Origin of the sequence: Chloroflexus sp., from assembly GCF_034434295.1 — a bacterium.
GTDB lineage: Bacteria > Chloroflexota > Chloroflexia > Chloroflexales > Chloroflexaceae > Chloroflexus.
The window spans coordinates 14,877-31,853 of record NZ_DAOTZQ010000100.1 but is presented as its reverse complement, the minus strand read 5'-3'; the positions used below and the strand labels follow the sequence as shown (position 1 = coordinate 31,853).

The 16,977-nt window shown below is 53.5% G+C and carries 12 protein-coding genes; 6 read left to right on the top strand and 6 right to left on the bottom strand.

Annotation, left to right across the window (positions count from 1 at the left end; translation table 11 throughout):
* Positions 1-130 precede the first annotated feature (130 nt).
* Complete coding sequence (locus VAE57_RS14140; protein WP_322815800.1) at positions 131-415, bottom strand: RNA-binding protein; 285 nt, start codon at positions 413-415, stop codon at positions 131-133.
* A gap of 454 nt (positions 416-869) precedes the next feature.
* On the opposite strand from VAE57_RS14140, the gene VAE57_RS14135 reads away from it, so the two are divergent.
* Positions 870-1,454, top strand: coding sequence for a peroxiredoxin family protein (locus VAE57_RS14135; RefSeq protein WP_322822513.1), 585 nt, complete (start codon positions 870-872; stop codon positions 1,452-1,454).
* A 44-nt stretch (positions 1,455-1,498) separates the two neighbouring features.
* Here the strand turns inward: VAE57_RS14135 and VAE57_RS14130 are convergent, their stop codons facing one another.
* The 5 genes from VAE57_RS14130 to VAE57_RS14110 are packed head-to-tail and all read right to left on the bottom strand — an operon-like array spanning position 1,499 to position 8,525.
* Positions 1,499-2,185, bottom strand: coding sequence for a hypothetical protein (locus tag VAE57_RS14130; RefSeq protein WP_322822512.1), 687 nt, complete (start codon positions 2,183-2,185; stop codon positions 1,499-1,501).
* 2 nt (positions 2,186-2,187) lie between these two features.
* The gene (locus VAE57_RS14125; RefSeq protein WP_322822511.1) at positions 2,188-3,177 is read right to left on the bottom strand and encodes a DevR family CRISPR-associated autoregulator; all 990 of its coding nucleotides are present in this window, start codon (positions 3,175-3,177) and stop codon (positions 2,188-2,190) included.
* Positions 3,178-3,207: 30 nt separating this feature from the next.
* Entirely contained in the window at positions 3,208-5,064 is a 1,857-nt protein-coding gene (locus VAE57_RS14120; RefSeq protein WP_322822510.1) for a hypothetical protein, read from the bottom strand.
* Between the two features lie 26 nt (positions 5,065-5,090).
* Positions 5,091-7,493, bottom strand: a complete 2,403-nt coding sequence (cas3, locus tag VAE57_RS14115) for a CRISPR-associated helicase Cas3' (protein WP_322822509.1) — start codon at positions 7,491-7,493, stop codon at positions 5,091-5,093.
* Between the two features lie 3 nt (positions 7,494-7,496).
* The gene (locus tag VAE57_RS14110) at positions 7,497-8,525 is read right to left on the bottom strand and encodes a WYL domain-containing protein (protein WP_322822508.1); all 1,029 of its coding nucleotides are present in this window, start codon (positions 8,523-8,525) and stop codon (positions 7,497-7,499) included.
* 481 nt (positions 8,526-9,006) lie between these two features.
* Here VAE57_RS14110 and VAE57_RS14105 point away from each other — a divergent pair, with 481 nt between their 5' ends.
* The 5 genes from VAE57_RS14105 (at position 9,007) to VAE57_RS14085 (ending at position 16,896) form a co-directional block, all read left to right on the top strand.
* Positions 9,007-10,386 (top strand): RNA polymerase subunit sigma-70, encoded by a 1,380-nt coding sequence (locus tag VAE57_RS14105; protein WP_322822507.1) that lies wholly within the window; start codon positions 9,007-9,009, stop codon positions 10,384-10,386.
* Between the two features lies 1 nt (position 10,387).
* Positions 10,388-13,171 carry a CHAT domain-containing tetratricopeptide repeat protein gene (locus VAE57_RS14100; protein WP_322822506.1) on the top strand — a complete coding sequence of 928 codons (2,784 nt, stop codon included), beginning with the start codon at positions 10,388-10,390 and terminating at the stop codon, positions 13,169-13,171.
* Positions 13,172-13,221: 50 nt separating this feature from the next.
* Positions 13,222-14,742 (top strand): oligosaccharide flippase family protein, encoded by a 1,521-nt coding sequence (locus tag VAE57_RS14095; RefSeq protein ID WP_322822505.1) that lies wholly within the window; start codon positions 13,222-13,224, stop codon positions 14,740-14,742.
* 143 nt (positions 14,743-14,885) lie between these two features.
* Positions 14,886-15,785, top strand: a complete 900-nt coding sequence (locus tag VAE57_RS14090) for a DNA adenine methylase (RefSeq protein ID WP_322822504.1) — start codon at positions 14,886-14,888, stop codon at positions 15,783-15,785.
* Positions 15,769-16,896 (top strand): DNA methyltransferase, encoded by a 1,128-nt coding sequence (locus VAE57_RS14085; protein ID WP_416208462.1) that lies wholly within the window; start codon positions 15,769-15,771, stop codon positions 16,894-16,896. Before VAE57_RS14090 ends, VAE57_RS14085 begins: the two co-directional genes overlap by 17 nt.
* The last annotated feature ends 81 nt before the right edge of the window (positions 16,897-16,977 follow it).

Here is a 16,977-nt window from a genome sequence, read left to right as displayed (position 1 = left end):
GACGCACGCGTCGCCCCTACCGAAGTGCATCGTGTGCGATCAAAATCACTTCACCGCAAGCCACCGGCAAAACACAAAGCCGGCAATCACCATTGATTGCCGGCCAGATCACAGTATGAGGGATGACGCTTTAATAGCGGCGACCAAAGCCACCACGCGGGGCATTGCGTGGTTTGTCTTCGGCTTCATTCACCCGCAAATTGCGACCACCAACTTCAAGACCGTCGGTTGCGCGGATGACAGCAGCGACGTTATTTGTTTCGATCTCGACAAAGCCAAAACCACGCGAACGACCGGTGTCGCGATCATTGATCACTCGTGCGCTTTGCACGTCACCATGCGGCTCGAAGATCGAACCCAACTCAGCATCGCCCACATTCCACGGCAAATTCCCGACGAACAGTTTCACCAACATTGTACACACTCCACAGAGACTTGGTTTGACACACCTGCGTGGCATATCAAAACCGGCTATCACAGAACTCTCGTACTACCGCTGCCGATGGAAACCCATCGACCAGTCGCTCCGGTAATCGACAACGTACCTGCTTCGAGCGCTGAAGCGTTGCCGATTGACCTGAGCCTGAGCGTTCTCTGATGCCGGTCTCGCAGCACACGACGTTGATTGACTTGTTCAGTGTAACACACTTTTTTGAAATTGCAAGAGGGATTCTGTGCGGAAACTTGATGGATAGCAAGATCGGGTGGCAGAAGTGGAACATCCGGGCCATCCTGCTGCACTTATGCCCAATTCGAGTCGGCACACCGTGCGAAAGCATAACTTCCGTATACCCATAGACAACGCTTCCGCTTTCTGAAGTATCAAGGTATACTACAAAAAGAGCACTACAAACCCCGATGGAGGTCGTATGTCGCGTCCATTCATTCCCATGACCGCAAAGTGGCGGCAGGAGTTTATCAAGCCGCGAGGGCCGGCCAATGTGCCCGCAGTTGGTAGCGAGGCGCCCGATTTTACACTTCCCTATGCCCAATTCCTCAGTGGGCCACCGGAAGATCGGGTTGAATACGGTCGAACGATTACGCTGAGTGCGCTGCGTGGTCGACCCGTTGTCCTCAATCTCACCCGTATTGTCAGTGATCGCTTCTTCTGACCGCACTGCGCGCCGCAACTGGATGCGTTGCGGGAGCACTATGATCTCTTCGTCCAGCGCAATGCGCACCTGCTGGTGGTAAGTAGCACCGATCTCGAAATGACCAGCTACGTCGCCGAGGTATTGCGTGCGCCGTATCCCATTTTGAGTGATCCCGAATGGGAGGTATTTTACCGCTACGGTATGGGATCGGCGATGGGAGTGCCCTTGCCAGGTGTATTCGTGATCGATGCTGATGGCATCATCCGCTGGAACTGGGCGGCACCGTTATCGGTTGTTTTCACTCCACCACGTCCGGCAGAGCTGGCGGCTGTGCTCGATGCACTGGCAGGTGAAGGCTGAGGCGGGTTTAGAACCTGCCCCAGCCTGAATATCGCTACCCAAGATCAAGATACCGACACATTATACCGCTCATACCACGAGAACGACTTAGAAGATCGTTTCAGCCGATATGGCAGTACAACGTGCCGCTCTGTACGATCACCCTTGCTCAGCTTTTTGGCCGGGTTGTAGACATCGATCTTCTCAAAGCTCAGATTGGGGGCGCAATCGTCTACCACTTGCATCGTCCCATCAAGCGGAAAATTTGTCTCTGGTCGGGTCAGTGAGACAAACTCCACAGGCAAGACTTCAGTGTATGCCGGTACATTCAGAACCTGGACAAATCCACCCCTCTTACCGAGGTAGGTAATATGGAGCAGCGCATCACGCAGCCAATCGCGTTGATCTGAACCTTCCCAGCCCAGACCAATCGCGAAGTCGCCAAACAGATGAACATACTCGCGATATCTTATAATGCTCCGGAAAACCCCGTCTCTGTAATCAAGTACCCGTTGAAAGACATTTGAGACGACAGCCTGTTCGGCGGGACGCAACGCCACCTCCAGGCGGGCGATAGCCGGCCAATGAGAGCGGGCTACTTCCAGCGACTGAGCACGACACAACGCATCAAAAATAGCCATCTTTATCGCAAATGGGGTCGGTGCCAGCAATGTCTTCCCGCCGGATGCCGTTGTGAAACTGGGACGCAGCGAGAAGAGTGAGACTGCCTCGTACTTAGCAATCAACCACATAATTATGCTCCATTCACCACCGGCAAGGTAAACGGTTCAGCCTCCCGGATAAGTTGGCTCATCTGTTCGGCAAAGGCACCGAGTGAGTCAAACGAAAACAGCTTAATCGCATCAGAGTGAAGCTGATTCAGACTCTCGGCAACCCGCTGGACATCAGTTACAAAATCGTCTTTCAGTGGCGAGATGCAGGGGGCCGGGATGACATTCGAGCTAACCGTCATCACCCCACTCACATCAAGGATATGCGGATTTTGGGCCGTGCGCATCGCTCCGGCAGGTTCGATGAAGGTGTAAAGAATGCTTTCCAGCAGGGCACGGAGACGCTTCCGCCGCTGCACGGCATCCACTGCATAGCGTTGGGAAATATCGTTAAAGCCAATCCGCGCCGCTTCCACCTGCACAACAATCGCATACACACCCGACGATGCCGGACGATGGAACGGTGTCTGTTTGCCGGCAATCGAACCAGACTCGTCAACTCCGGCACTCCCCCCACCGCGCTCACTCTCGAACTTGACATGGAAGTAGGAGTCGGTCTTCACACTGCCCGGTACTCCTACTACCCACCCAAACTCAACCACACTTTTGCGCGGCAACGACCGATTCCCTGCGGTAATCAGCACGCCGGCCATGTCGGTCACTGCACAACGCTGGAGAATAAGATCAAGTTCAGCCGCATTGCTTTTGGGCGCCTGCAACTGATCGAAGAACTCTTTATCGAGGTCGAGATCATAGTTGATCCGATTGGCATTAAACAGCCGTGCACCCATCGAGAGAGGCAAGTCTGCCTGCACAGCCAGACGGTGCAAATGTTCAGACTGAATGTGCTTGAACATATCGCCACTGATCGCATTCACGCTGTGCAGGCGACCATCGGCGAAGACATTGACCATGCGCGTTTGAATCTGATTCCCTTCGCCACCTTCGTTATTCAACGAGTGCAGATTCAGGACGGCGCGAGCAGCAATTGACAGGCTAAACACTGGCTTCATAGACATGTCTCCATTCGTAAATATGCACGACTACTCTTCTTCAGGCGAAGCATCATCACCATCACTACTGACCGAATCTGTCACCTCTTCAGCGTCGCTATCGGGGGTATAGGTTTCATCACGCTGGAAGGTACTGGCATAGCCATACGCCACCAGCAGGCTGGCAATCATCTGTGGATCGCGATATTCATCCATCAGAGCCAGCAATTCATCGATATCCTTGATCGAGACATCACTACGCGCCCCGCGCGGCTGGGAATGCCCCTGACGTTCGAGCCGCTCGCGCATTCGGGCATTTTCGGCATTGTAATCGTGAATAAACTCGCTCAGGGCAGTAATAAACTCGTTGGGATACGCGGATTTGCGCAGCAATTCCTGACCAAGCCCGTAGCGAACTTCATACGACACATCGTAGCTGCCTTGATTTCGCTTCAGGTTGCGCCGATGAGCCTCAACAGTCGCCATCCGAATGGCATAGGCCAGGTTGCGAAAGCCGCGTGATTGGGTAATCTTGCTAAGGGGTGGCGCAATCGAACTCATAATAACCTCCAGATGATGAACGGTAAACTGAGGCGCGAGTTTGTCGCGCTGGATCACAAAGCCAGAGTAGGCATCGGTAAATGCCAGCAGCGCCGTCAATTCGTTGGTCGAGAGAAAATCGCGGTAGAGACGGAGCAATTCATAGTCCTGACCGCGCTTCTCGTCGAGATTACGAACGATGCGTATATGCTCATCGATCATGTTCTGATAGAGCTGAATATCCTGCCGAACACGCGGCTGCACCCAGGCCGGCAAGCCAATGCGGGCAATATTCAGGACTGCCGCCGACTGACCGAGGTTCTTGTAATAGGCACTATCGAGGCCATAGACCAGCCTGTTCACACCTTGATGACTGCCAAAAATCTGGATCAGGAGGCTCTCACTCTGCGTAACTGCGGCATAATCCAATACTGCTCTGGTATAACGCAGTGCAGCCAGCACATCGAGCTGGATCGCGCCACCTGAGCCGACCATCAAACGGCGAAATTTCTCGCGGATACCGCGATGATCATGCCAGTCCAGCCGGTTGGGCGCTAACACATAAATCTTGCGATCTTTGCTATCCCTGATCAGACGGGTAAATCCTGCCCACCGCAACCCAACCCATTTCAGGTATTCGGTGAGCCAGAAATTGCTCAGATTCCCCGGTTTGGCGAAGATCGCCTTACCGTTGGCCGTACCTTTGCCCTGGGTAGGATTGATCACCTGTGAAGCACTGAGCTGCTTTGTATGGTGCAGCCCATGCAGCCTGCAAACCGCAGCCCAATGCTGTTCGGCACCTTCCTGATCATTGGGCAACGTACTGGCATAGATCAGCACTGTCTCCAGCAAAGCTGGAAACGCAACCCGTCCTTGAAACCACTCTGCGGCAGCACTATTGGCAGCCTGCAATGCAGCCGGGTTGATTGCCCGAAAGAGTTCCCAGTCGGGATGCGGTTCAACCGGCGGCTGAAGCTGCGGTTGCTGCCCACCAACACTTTTACGCCACGTCCAGTAGGTTTCGTTGTCGGCTTTGGCCTGTTCGTAATCTTCAACCACACCCACCATTGCCGCTACATTGTTAAGGGCAAGGCGTGTGCCTTTGATCAACTTTTGTTGTGTTTTTCGATCAACAGTGACTAAAAGAAAAGCACCGGTAAAAAACTGGCAGTTTTTGACCCAATCTTCGCGCAAGGGTGGGTCACAGATAACTGCAAAATGTGATCCGTGGTCTGCAATCGTTACCCGTGCCCGGCTGTCGGCAATCCCATCGAGAACGTAAGCCAGGCCAAACGCAACCAGGTTATCGGCAAAAGTACCGGTGCGCTTTTCAATGTAATACTCACTGCGATAGATTGACGCATTCATAGCTACTCCACTGCTCAGGGAAGCGTTTAACCAGCACCCATCTCCGTACCCCGCTGATCGGCCCGTCGTAAGGCACGAGCCAGTAATGTGTAGGCAATCCAACCGTAGCGGTGGGTTGGCTTGATCAGCAAATCGGCAAATTGCTGGTGATGATGACTATTCATCCGTAAGGCGTTGAGATTCATCCGTAAGGCGTTGAGATTGAGTGCTGCTGGCAGGAATTGTAGCGTATTCTGAATCAGATTGCCTGCCTCTGGCACCAACGAAAATGCCTGACAATCCTGAACGAAGGGGGCATGATGACGAGCAATCGCAGTCAGTATTGCCTGTACCAATTCCTTTTCGCTGGATCTGTTGAACGCACCGGCCACCACCTGCGCAACTGCCAGTGCGCCTTCCGCAGCATGGCGTGGTCGAGGCGTACTACGTGATACCTGTTGTTCGGCCTGGCGATGGGTGGGATTTTGGAAATCAAACGTGGTATGGGCCAGAGCAACCGTTTGGGCAACCGGCTGACCAATGGCTTGCTGATAGGCATGCGCCCACTGCTGCCAGCCCTGAGACAGTTTGCCTACATCGTGGAACAGGCATGCCAGCCACGCAGCGCGCAGCACACTGCCAGGCGACCACCCGGCAGCACATTCAAGTGCAGATGCAGCGAAGCGGAGTTCCGGGATGGCCAGTTCCTGAAATGCGTCAAGCACGCGCTGGATATGCTCTGCATAGGTCTCAACGTACAGGCTTGAGCGAGGACGGTCGATCAATGGCCTGGTTGGCGGCAACGTCGAGATGAATGGCAGATTACCGGTTTCCGGTGAAAAGCCTTCGTGCGCCGAGTAGCCGGCTAATGCCGGGTGAACAACAATAATCGCACTTTGCGCCAGTTCCTTGCTATCGTGAACGTCAACCCAACGGTACAGCGGGCGATTACTCTCTGCCTGATCGCCGGCATCACTTTCATCGAGCCGGCGCACGCGCCAGGGAGCATCAGTTGGACGCTGCAACCAATCTTTTCCCATACTCCGCAACGAATAGAGCGGGATATTCAGACCAACCGCATCGTAGGGCGAAGCCAGAAGCTGATCGGGATCGGGATGGATCAGTACCAGGCGGCTATCGACATCGCGCACCAGCAGGCGTGACGCCCCCGCACGCTGTCCCTCAAGACAACCCTGAATAGACGCACGCCGATTGTGACGGTTAGCCTGAATACCTGCGATAATGTTTTGGTCGCGAGCGGCACTCACGGCATTGACCAGCTCCTGTTCGTGGTCGAAGTCAAACACTGCGCCCTGTCGTTCCTTCACCCATGCCAAAGTCGCATCCATCTCGTGCTTGAGAGTCTCGTCTGGTTTGAACGCATAAGGGACGTATGTTTCAACCGGATACACGATAACTGTGCCGGTATCACCGGGATAGCGTGCACAACGTCCGGCACGCTGAATGAGGCTGGCCGGGGGCGCCAGTTCGGTATGCAGCACCTCTACCGAAATATCAACCCCTACTTCAACGACCTGTGTGGCCACAACGATCAGATTGGCATGCTGGCGCTGGGCGGACACACCAAGCCGGCTCCGCAGCTTCGCCTCGATCTGACGACGGTCATGGGGTAAAAACTGACTGTGGAGGAGAAGGACCTCAGTTTCCGGCGGCGCCTGCTGTTTCAGTTCAGCATAGACCTCACGCGCACGCCGGACTGTGTTGCAAATCACCAGCGAAGCGTGCTGATGATGGGCAAGCACTGCTGCGGCCTGCAACGGCTGATCGGCCACCTGCCACACCCGCTGCCGGGCCGGTTGACCACCACGGGTGTTAATCGCTGCAATCTCTGCCGCCGACAGCGTAACCACCTGTGCCGGCTGCAACAACGTCGCCAGTGATTGCAACATCGTACTACTAAACGTCGCCGTCATCAGCATAAACGGGGCCAGGCCATGAAGCTGCCGCAGGACGTGGAGGATTGTAGGTAATGCTGCATCAGGATCAAACAAATGGAACTCATCAAAAACCAGATACGCACCGGCAAGGGCACCTGCATTCACATTTGCCAGTCGGTACGGCAAACTGTACGGCATCATCAGATAACTACTAAGAAACTGATCCACCGTACAGAAGATCAGATCGCCTTCAAAGCGACGATCTTCCGGCTGCTCACCGGTTTGAATACGCACATCGAGCTGGCGTCCGTGCAGACGCTGATAGCGTGCGGCAAGCTCGCGGTATTCAGCATAAAACTGATTCGCCAGCACCCGCATTGGCGTGACATAGAGACATTTGCGAGGCGTAGTGTCTGGCCGATCAAAAAATCCCTCAATAAACGGCGCCAACGCCGCCCGCGTCTTGCCGGCTCCGGTTGGCGCCTGAAGCACAACATTCTCTCCAGCAAGAATGATATCCTTCACCCGCTGCTGGTACGGATAGAGTTGCATACCTTACCCTCCGAAGAAATCGTGCAGCGTCGTCGAGCCGGTCGGTGTTGATACCGAGGAAACGTGCCAGCCATACCGTTCGGCTAACGCTCGTGCTTCTCCCATAAGCGTCTCACGAAACTCTAGCGGCTCAAGCACCTCAACGCCAGCCCCCCAACCACGGACCCAGGGCAACATCTCACGCCAATCAGTGACCTGCGCCTGCCACTCACAACCACCATCGTCAAGCAGGGTGATTTGTTGCGACGGATGCCAGACCGTTTCCTGGACCCGTCGCGTCACCTCACCGGGCATAAAGCGCAATCTGACCGTCACCGGCTCCTCATCGCCCAACCAGATTCCCCAGGTGTGCCGCAACAGTTGTTGTTCATCAAAATCATCAGGAATATCGAAGGTCTCCAGGGTTGTCACAGCGTCTTCGATGCGTTCCAGCTTAAACGGCACAATATCGCGGGCAATATCGCTATACGCAACCACATACACACTATCGCTCCAAAGAGCAGGCTCGATCAGATACGGGCAAATGGTGTGAATCAGTGGTCGGCGGGCGCGCAGTGCCCGATATGTGATCCGCACCTTGCGCTGATTAAGCCAGGCCATGGTGATTTGCTCAAGAATACTTAACCGCTGCGGCTGCTTTTGCTGCTTCAGCACCCTGGTTGAGAGTTGCAACAATCGTTCGGTCATCGGCTGCTGAAGACAGGCGGCCAGCTTTTCTACCGCCTGCACCACATGGACATTCGCGAATCGGGTCTGACGCAACAAACGTCGCGCCGGTAAGTAGAGAAAAAGGGCTTCGTGGGGATTAAGCCGTACCTCAGACACCAGGCGACTGCGGTCAATGCGGTAACGCCCCGGCGACTCCTCAACGAACGGATATTCTTGTTCCAGAGCAATCCGATCCCGGTACGCAGTCGTCCGATCAATCTCCAGTCGTTCGGCAATTTCGGCATCGCTAAATGCCCGCTGAACGTACAATCGTTTCATTTCACTCAGTCGTTCAGCCCGTGAAAGCCCGCGACCTTTTCCCATAACCACTCCTGATTCAATGAATGCATAATGCTCCGCTGTTGCTATGTTAGCACCTCACCTGACCAAAAATCGCAACAGGTCACGATTGTTTTTCGATGTAGTTGTACACAATCCTGTGGTAGCAAGGTCATCGTGCACCATATGTCGCTGATACGCAGACAGAGGTCTTTTTGCGTAAGTGCGGTTGTGAGCGAGGCAGAGCAAAAGCACGGTTTCGACGCTGCATACAACAGTTCTCAGGTAACGGTTGTGTACACAATAGTGGTATACTTGTGTAAACGACACGGGTGTAAAGATTATCCTCGATTCTGCCTATACAGAACCGCTGCGACATTGAACAGCCGCGTGTTGCCGTGCATGCCTTGTGCCGAAGAGGGCTGCAATGACTACCTCTCACCTGCCGCTTGACCACCTTGCGCGCTGCTGCAAGCAAGAACGCCAGTCGTATCGTAATTCTGGTGAACTATCATCACCGTGCTGTATGCAATTGTTTCGCCGCGCCTTTGCCGGTGAGCAAGCGGCATGGGGCTATGTCATCACCATTTTTCAACCACTCATTGACTCCTGGCTGCGACGGGTACGTAGTACACACCTGGATTTCATTGACGATGATGACTTGACGACAGTTGCCCATGACGCACTCCTCAAGCTGCGCGACGGCGCCAACCGGTTACCGGAATTAACGACCGGTGATGACTTGAGTCGGCTCCTCGCTTACCTGAAGAGGTGCACTATAAGAGAAGTACAAACACTGTTTCGGCGTCGTAACCGATCAAGAGAATTTTCGTATATCACAGACGATACTCCGCATATAGCAAATTTTCTCGACGCTGAAACAAGAATAACGCTCTACCAGCGTCTACGAGAGGTGTTGAGCGAGGATGAACTCTTCGTTATCGAACATCTCTTTTTCAAATGGTATAAACCACAAGACATTATTCACTATTTTCCCGAACGATTTGTGGATGTTGATCATATTTATCAGATCAGACAGAATGTCTTGCGCCGTTTACGCAACGATCCGGTGATTCGTGATCTCATCTTTCCCAATGAACAATCGAGCGATCATCGTGATCCACCGATAGATTCGCCGCCAGATCACCGCCAAAAACCGCATGGACCAGATTCTCTTAAGATAGAGATGGATCACGAACAAAAGGAACCAGAGCTTATGGGTACTCCTTGCACACTTGACGAACAGATTTTACTCGATTACGCTGCCGGACGGCTATCGGCAGAGCAGCGTCTACTGGTTGAAGCCAATCCTGATTGTGTGGCACAGGCGCAGCGACTGGCGGCTGAAATAGCGGCGATTGAGGTCAGCCTGTACCGGCTACAGTGTCCTGAGGTTGACACCCTTCATGCTTACTACTATCGTGAACTGGAAGCGACACAACACCTGATTGTTCATCGACATGTCGAAGATTGTCGGTTCTGTCAGGAAGAGCTTGCACTACTGCGGGTAATGGACGAAACACCGTTGATCGAACCATCGCCATTCGAGCGTGTCCGCCAGGTTGTCGAGGCAATCCTGCAACCGGCGCTGGCCCTGCAACTGCGTGGGCAGGCACTCATCTACGCCGCGCCAGAGGTTCTGCTTACGCTGACAGTGCGCCGCACCAAACAGGGGGTGCCACAATGGACAGTCATCGGTGAGCTGAAAATGCCCGATGGCGCTCCCTCGGATCAACCCATCGAGCAGGTGGTCGCAACCATTTCCGACGCACACACGATCCCTGCTGACATTGATGAGGATGGTGTCTTCGTCATACGCGATCTACCGCCGGGAACGTACCGCCTCACCGTGTACACACCCGACAAAGAGATCGTCATTCGCTCACTCCAGGTAGGGAACGACTGAGATGGACGACCTTATCGCCGAACTGATCGACTTGCCCGAAGCGGAGTGGCCGGGTTGGTTGACGACACACGCCAGTCGGTTGTCGCTCGAAACGGTTGCCCGACTGAAACAGCGGAGTGATCAATTTATCAAGTCAGATTCGGCAAGGGCTGATCGCATCTCGCGGGCAGCAATCGCTGTCACCGAACAGCTCCCTACCGAGCCAATCGCACGGGCACTGGCGTACTGGGCGCGGGGGAATTGGGCAGTGTATCGCCACCCAGAAGAAGCCGTTGATCTGTACCAGAAGGCTCTCGTGGTCTATGAACAGCTCGGTGATAGCGAAGCGATTGCCCGGCTTTCAAGCAATCTGATCTTTGCCTGTACCACGCTTGGCCGTTTCGCAGACGCATTGACCTTTGCCGAACGAGCACAGCGCTTCCTGGAAGAGATCGTGGTAGGGCCGGTTATCTACCGGGTGAAATTTGGCATGAATTACGGTCTTCTCCTCTACGAATGTGGCCGTTACCAGGAAGCACTGGATGTCAATGAAAAGATGATAGCCCTCGCCCACGATCACAGTCTGCAAGAGGAGTGTGCCGAGCTTCAGGTCAATCAAGCCTTCACCCTGGCTGCGATGGGACGACTGACGGAGTGTGAGCAATTGTTGATCGACAGCCGGCAGCTTCTGGAACAGCTCACGCCCAAACCCGTGCTCACCATTGCCCGGATCGACCTCAATCTGGGGGATTATTACAGCGTAACCGCTAATCTATCGGCTGCGCTGCAACACTTTCGATCTGCCAGAGATGGCTTTCTGGCAGAGAACGTCGCAATGGATTACGCCACCGTCTTGCTCTACGAAGCCAACCTGCTGAAACGGTTGGGTGCCCTGCGCGAGGCGCACCGGGCCTATGATCGCGCCTATCAGGCGTTTCGCGAAGATAATCTGACCCAATATGCAGCCCAGGCCCTGCTTGCCGGCGCCGCAGTGCGGCGGGAAATCAACCCTGCCGATCCTGAACTGCCAGAGATGCTGACTCGCGCCTGCGATATTTTTACAAACCTCCAGCTTCCCATCTGGCGCAACGAGACCCTGCTGGAACAGGCCAGGCTGGCATTCCTGCTCGGCAATTATGCTCAGGTCGAAGCCCTGCTCACGACTGCGTGGTCGACGGATACGGTGCTTCACCTCGCGATTGATCATCAGCTTCTGTGGGGTCGCCTGCGTATGGCGCAGGGTGACGAAGCAGGTGCACTGGCTGCCTTCACATCCGCGCTGACCCAAAGCCAAAATGGTGCTCACATCTGGTCTGAACGCGAGGCACTGGTTGCTCTCGGCAATCTGCTGGCCGCACGTCAGCCCGACAGCGCCATCCAATATCTTCAGGATGCTGTTCGCATTGACGAGCTGATGCGCGCTGAATTGAGCGTAGCCGAATTGACCGCAGATTTTCAATCCCGACGGAATGACGCGCTGCCCCTGCTGGCAAAACTCGAATGGCAAGCCGGGCATCTCCAGGCAGCACTCCAGACCGTCTGGCGCTGGAAAGGTGGGGCACTGATTGATCTGATCCGACGTCACGATGGTTACACTGACGTCAACCCAACGATTGCCCAACTCCAGCAACGGATTGCCGTGCTACGCTGGGAGCTGGAGCGCAAACAACGCGATGGCGAGAGCGAGGAACGACTGGACGAACTGCGCGTGCAGATTCGTGACCTGGAAGCGCATGCGTATCACGAACGCCGCTATCATATCCACAAGCCAGGCCAATCGGATGCGTCGATTTATAACTGGCAAGCCGTGCTGAGCAAGCTGGATGCCGACTGCCTGGTAGAATACGCTAGTATTGACGACGAACTATTCGCATGGTGCATCACCCGCAACGGTGATTGTACCGTCACCACGCTCGGTTCAACGTCGACCATCAGTGAACTGTTACAGCGGCTCGAACTCAAAAACCTGAACGCACTCCGTCTCAACGACGAACAGCGCAAGCAACGAAGTGAAACGCTGATTCGTGATGCCAGGGTGCTTTTGCAGCGGCTGTACCGCACCCTGATAGAGCCACTCCCGATTCCGGTTGAAGGCAAACTACTCATCGCCCCCTACGCACCTATCCATCTGGCACCATTTGCCGCGCTGTGGGACGGCAACAACTACCTGATGGAACGGTATCTGATCGAGCAGATTCCGACCGGTGCGCTGCTTGGCATTCCAGTACCGGCAGGCCCATCAGGTCCAGCGCTCGTCATCGGCGCGTCGGCAGACGGTATCCTCGCCGCCGTGCAGAGAGAAATCAACGCAATTGCCAGTATCTTACCGGACGCTCAGATCTATCTGGATGATCCGGCAGCACTTACTGCGCTGCACAACCTGACCACAGCGCCGCGCATTCTCCATTTCAGTGCGCATACCACATTTGACGAAGAACCGACCATCTTCGCCGGTTTACACCTGGCCGACCGCACCTTCACCATCGAAGAATGCTACCGGCTGAACTTGGCCGGCACCGAACTAGTCACGCTTAACGGATGTACCACCGCTTACGGCATGGAGAGCGGTGGTGCCCTGATCGCGTTCCAATCAGCCTTCCTGATTGCCGGTGCGCAACGCTTGCTCGTCAGCCTGTGGCCGATCAAAGACGAACCTGCCGCAGGTTTGATGGCTCACTTTTACCAGAACCTGATGCAAACGCAGTCACCGGCAGTGGCGCTGCGCCAGACCCAACGCGATCTGTTACACGACCCGGCGCTGGCGCACCCGGCGATCTGGTCGGCGTTTGCGGTGATGAGGCGGTAGGTGTATCGAACGAAACAATCACATTATCAGTTTTATGTCAATATAACCCCATGCCCACCCCCCACTCACCTCACCCGCATCCCAACCTACCGCCCGTCCCGCTGGCGACGCGGGCGGTGCGGGGTAGTCTATGGGTTGTGGCCAGTTCTTACTGGACGATTGGATTTGGGTTTCTGGCCAACATGCTGCTGATGCGCCTGCTCAGCCCTGATGTGTACGGCGAATTTGCGCTGGCGATGTTCTTTTTTTCACTCTTCCAGGTACGTAGTAAGATTGCGCTCAACTACGCCTTCGCTCAGCAGCGGGCCATCACCGGCGAGACGATAGGAACGCTGTTTGTGCTGGATGTGCTTGCCGGGTGGGGTGGGGTGCTGTTGGCGTTCAGTGTGGCACCACTGTTACACTGGTTGGGCTATCCGGCAGCAGTGATCGAGATTATGCTGGTGTTGATGCTTCTGTCTGGTATCGAAAGCCTGTTGGGTGTGTTTCAGATCGTTCTGGAGAGTGATCTGCATTTTAAGCCGATAAGCATCATCAACGGGATTGCGATGCCACTGTCGTATATCCCGGCGTTTGTGTGCGCCTTTACCGATCTGAAGCGGTATAGCATCCTGGCCCAAAGCACGTCATTTACGCTGTTGTCGTTGACTGGCATCGGGCTGTATGCACTGTATACCCAGCGCCATCTGTTACGGCTACGCTGGCGTTACCAGCCGACGCTGGCGGTAGCGTACCTCCGTTTTGGGATGACGTCCGGTTTGGGGCAGGCGATTGCCGGCCTGACCACGCAGGTGGACAATATGATACTGGGCACTATCGCCGGAACAGTCCACCTGGGCTATTATGATCGAGCCTATCGGGTCGCCCAATGGCCGGCCTTGCTGCTGAGTGCAGTGCTCGGACGGGCAGCCATCTTCACGTACAGTCAGTTGCGTGATGATGTGATTCGGTTGCAACGGGTAGCAACACGGGTGTTGTGGGGATCGCTGCATCTGGCGGTGCCGGTAGCACTGGCAGTGATGTTGAGCGCCGATGAACTGGTGCCGTTGCTGTTTGGCGCTCAATGGGAGCCGGCGATACCGCTCTTGCGCGTCCTGATCTTGCTGGCGGTCATCCGCCCAGTGTGGGACAATCTCAGCGCCTGGTTTATCGGAAGCGGTGAGCCGCAGCGGGTTGTAGCATTGTCGGCAATTCAATTGTTGTTACTCGTGCTGATTGGAACACCCCTGACGCTGATGGGCGGTGGTTTCGGGATGGCAATTGGTGCCGTCATTGCCGCCGGGTTCAGTTTGTTGATCGCGTATTGGCAGGTGCGGCGACGGCTTGTTGTTGACCTACGCCAGGTGTTAGGAACCCCGCTGCTGGCAGCGCTGGGGACACTCCTGATCTTCTGGTTGCTGGATCGCCTGGTCGGTAGTGTGCAACCGCTCTGGCTGGCTGTAGGCTGGAAGGCAGGTGTAGCGTTTGGTGGGTTCTTCTGTTGGGCATATGTGCTACAACCAGCATTGTTTCGGAGTCAGATCGGTGAGGTGTGGCGAGCGATCAGGGGTAGGGGTGAGAGAGATTCCTGAGAACCTGTTTAAGATACTGTGGGTTGAGCACAAAGCAAAACAAATGTTTGATATAATATCACCTGACATGAAATCAAACTGGCAATACATGTTCAGCAAAAATACCCTTCCGAATTGATTCTTTTATAGATACGGAGTCACAAGTGAAACATCAGCGTACACCATCGCCAATCCTGCAACGAAAAACGAGAAGACTCATTGCTTTTGGCTGGTACGGAGGGAAATATTCACACCTCGACTGGCTTCTCCCGTTACTTCCTCCATGCCACCATTATTGTGAACCCTTCGGAGGATCGGCTGCTGTATTGCTGAACCGAGATCCAGCCCCTGTTGAGACGTACAATGATATTGACGGCGAAGTCGCTAATTTTTTTCGCGTGTTACGCGATGAACCGGATCAATTAACACGAGCGATTGCACTCACGCCTTTTTCGCGGGAAGAGTTTGCTCTGGCCTGTGAAATAGATCCCTCACTTGAACCGATTGAACGTGCGAGACGATTCTATGTGCGCGCTCGTCAGGTACGAACAGGGCTGGCCCAATCTGCTTCACTTGGCCGATGGGCAAATTGCAAACAAACCAGTCGGTCAGGAATGGCGGGTGCAATCTCGCGCTGGTTTGGCGCGATCGAAGATCTCCCTGACATTGCCATACGCCTGTTACGTGTACAGATTGAGAATCGACCTGCACTTGAGGTCATCCGGCTGTACGACTCACCTGACACTCTTTTCTACTGTGATCCTCCTTATGTCCATGAGACGAGAGGTGACAATAATGCATATGCCTATGAGATGAGCAATGAAGAACATCAACAACTCGCTGATGTGCTCAATTCTGTACAGGGTTTTGTTGCTATCTCTGGCTACGATTGTGATTTAATGAATGAACTTTACTCGCCGCCGAAATGGCTAAAGCATGTAGGACCAACAAGAACAATACACTCGACCAAAGACCAACGAACTGAAATACTGTGGACGAATTACGATCCAATTCTCTATCAATCTCATACATTGTTTGGGGTAGAACTTGGAAAATCCTCATGAAATTCTGAAACGTGTCCTGGAATACGTATCTGTTGATCTCTCCAGATCATCAATAACTGACCAGGAGATACGCACACGTATAGAATCTGTGTGTCGACAGATCAGCAATCGGGCATGCACCCGCATGCTTATGGCTTGTTTACTTGCCAAAATTCATCGTCCAGAAATAGATCCTCGAAAACCTTATACTGAAATTAGCGGAGGAGACTCTTTTTCTGGACGAACCTATGATGAAAGGTATATTACACCCTTTATTAACACCTATCAACTACCGCTCAATCCTACCACTGCATTCCTCACACCAGCTTTTCGCAATTTAGACAAGCCGCTTACCACCGACTTAGAGCTAGTAGGCCGACCACGACAGACGTATAAAGACACTCTACAACTGCTCGACGATGTTTATAGAGAACGAGTAAGTGCTGAAGACATGTTAGCAGAGATCATCCGAATATTAGTGGTGATTCGTGAAGAGAACCGAGATCGCATAAGAGACTTACTTGCCGGTCTTGCATCTACTGAAGATCCCCTGCCATTATCGAGTGAAGACATTGTCAGTTTAATTGAACAACACCTGAAATGTAAAAATTCCAGTAGATTACCGGTTCTGATTATTGCAGCCGCCTATCTTTCAGTCAGTGAGAAGCTCGGAGAGCACATACAACCGTTACAGAAACATAACGCTGCTGATGAACAAACCGGTTCGTTTGGAGACGTTGAAGTATGCCTTGCAAATGACGACCGGGTAGTTACAGTCTACGAGATGAAAATGAAGCAAGTTACTATTGATGACATTGATCGTGCACGCGAGAAGGTAGCACGCGCAAGAGATAAGATCCACAATTATATTTTTATCACTACTGATGTTATAACCGACGATGTCAAGTCATATGCAGCCAGATGTTATGAAGAAACTAATGGCACAGAAATTACAGTACTGGACTGTATAGGGTTCTTGCGTCACTTCTTACACCTTTTTCATAGATCGCGGATACAATTCTTGAACTACTATCAACAATTGTTGCTGAATGAACCTGACAGTGCTGTAAATCAACCTTTGAAAGAAGCATTTTTGACTCTCCGGCGAGCAGCAGAAATTGACAAGGGTTAATCTTATACAGATTTTCATCTTGAATTAGCTCGGTTGGAGTTGAGTGTGCTCGTTTTAATCAAAAATCACTTCTTCCATCAT

Excerpts from the sequence above, each read along its gene's own strand:
- VAE57_RS14105 (WP_322822507.1), top strand. The coding sequence starts at position 9,007 with ATGCAATTGTTTCGCCGCGCCTTTGCCGGTGAGCAAGCGGCATGGGGC.
- VAE57_RS14120 (WP_322822510.1), bottom strand. The coding sequence starts at position 5,064 with ATGAATGCGTCAATCTATCGCAGTGAGTATTACATTGAAAAGCGCACC.
- VAE57_RS14125 (WP_322822511.1), bottom strand. The coding sequence starts at position 3,177 with ATGAAGCCAGTGTTTAGCCTGTCAATTGCTGCTCGCGCCGTCCTGAAT.
- VAE57_RS14130 (WP_322822512.1), bottom strand. The coding sequence starts at position 2,185 with ATGTGGTTGATTGCTAAGTACGAGGCAGTCTCACTCTTCTCGCTGCGT.
- VAE57_RS14110 (WP_322822508.1), bottom strand. The coding sequence starts at position 8,525 with ATGGGAAAAGGTCGCGGGCTTTCACGGGCTGAACGACTGAGTGAAATG.
- cas3 (WP_322822509.1), bottom strand. The coding sequence starts at position 7,493 with ATGCAACTCTATCCGTACCAGCAGCGGGTGAAGGATATCATTCTTGCT.
- VAE57_RS14095 (WP_322822505.1), top strand. The coding sequence starts at position 13,222 with ATGCCCACCCCCCACTCACCTCACCCGCATCCCAACCTACCGCCCGTC.
- VAE57_RS14100 (WP_322822506.1), top strand. The coding sequence starts at position 10,388 with ATGGACGACCTTATCGCCGAACTGATCGACTTGCCCGAAGCGGAGTGG.
- VAE57_RS14140 (WP_322815800.1), bottom strand. The coding sequence starts at position 415 with ATGTTGGTGAAACTGTTCGTCGGGAATTTGCCGTGGAATGTGGGCGAT.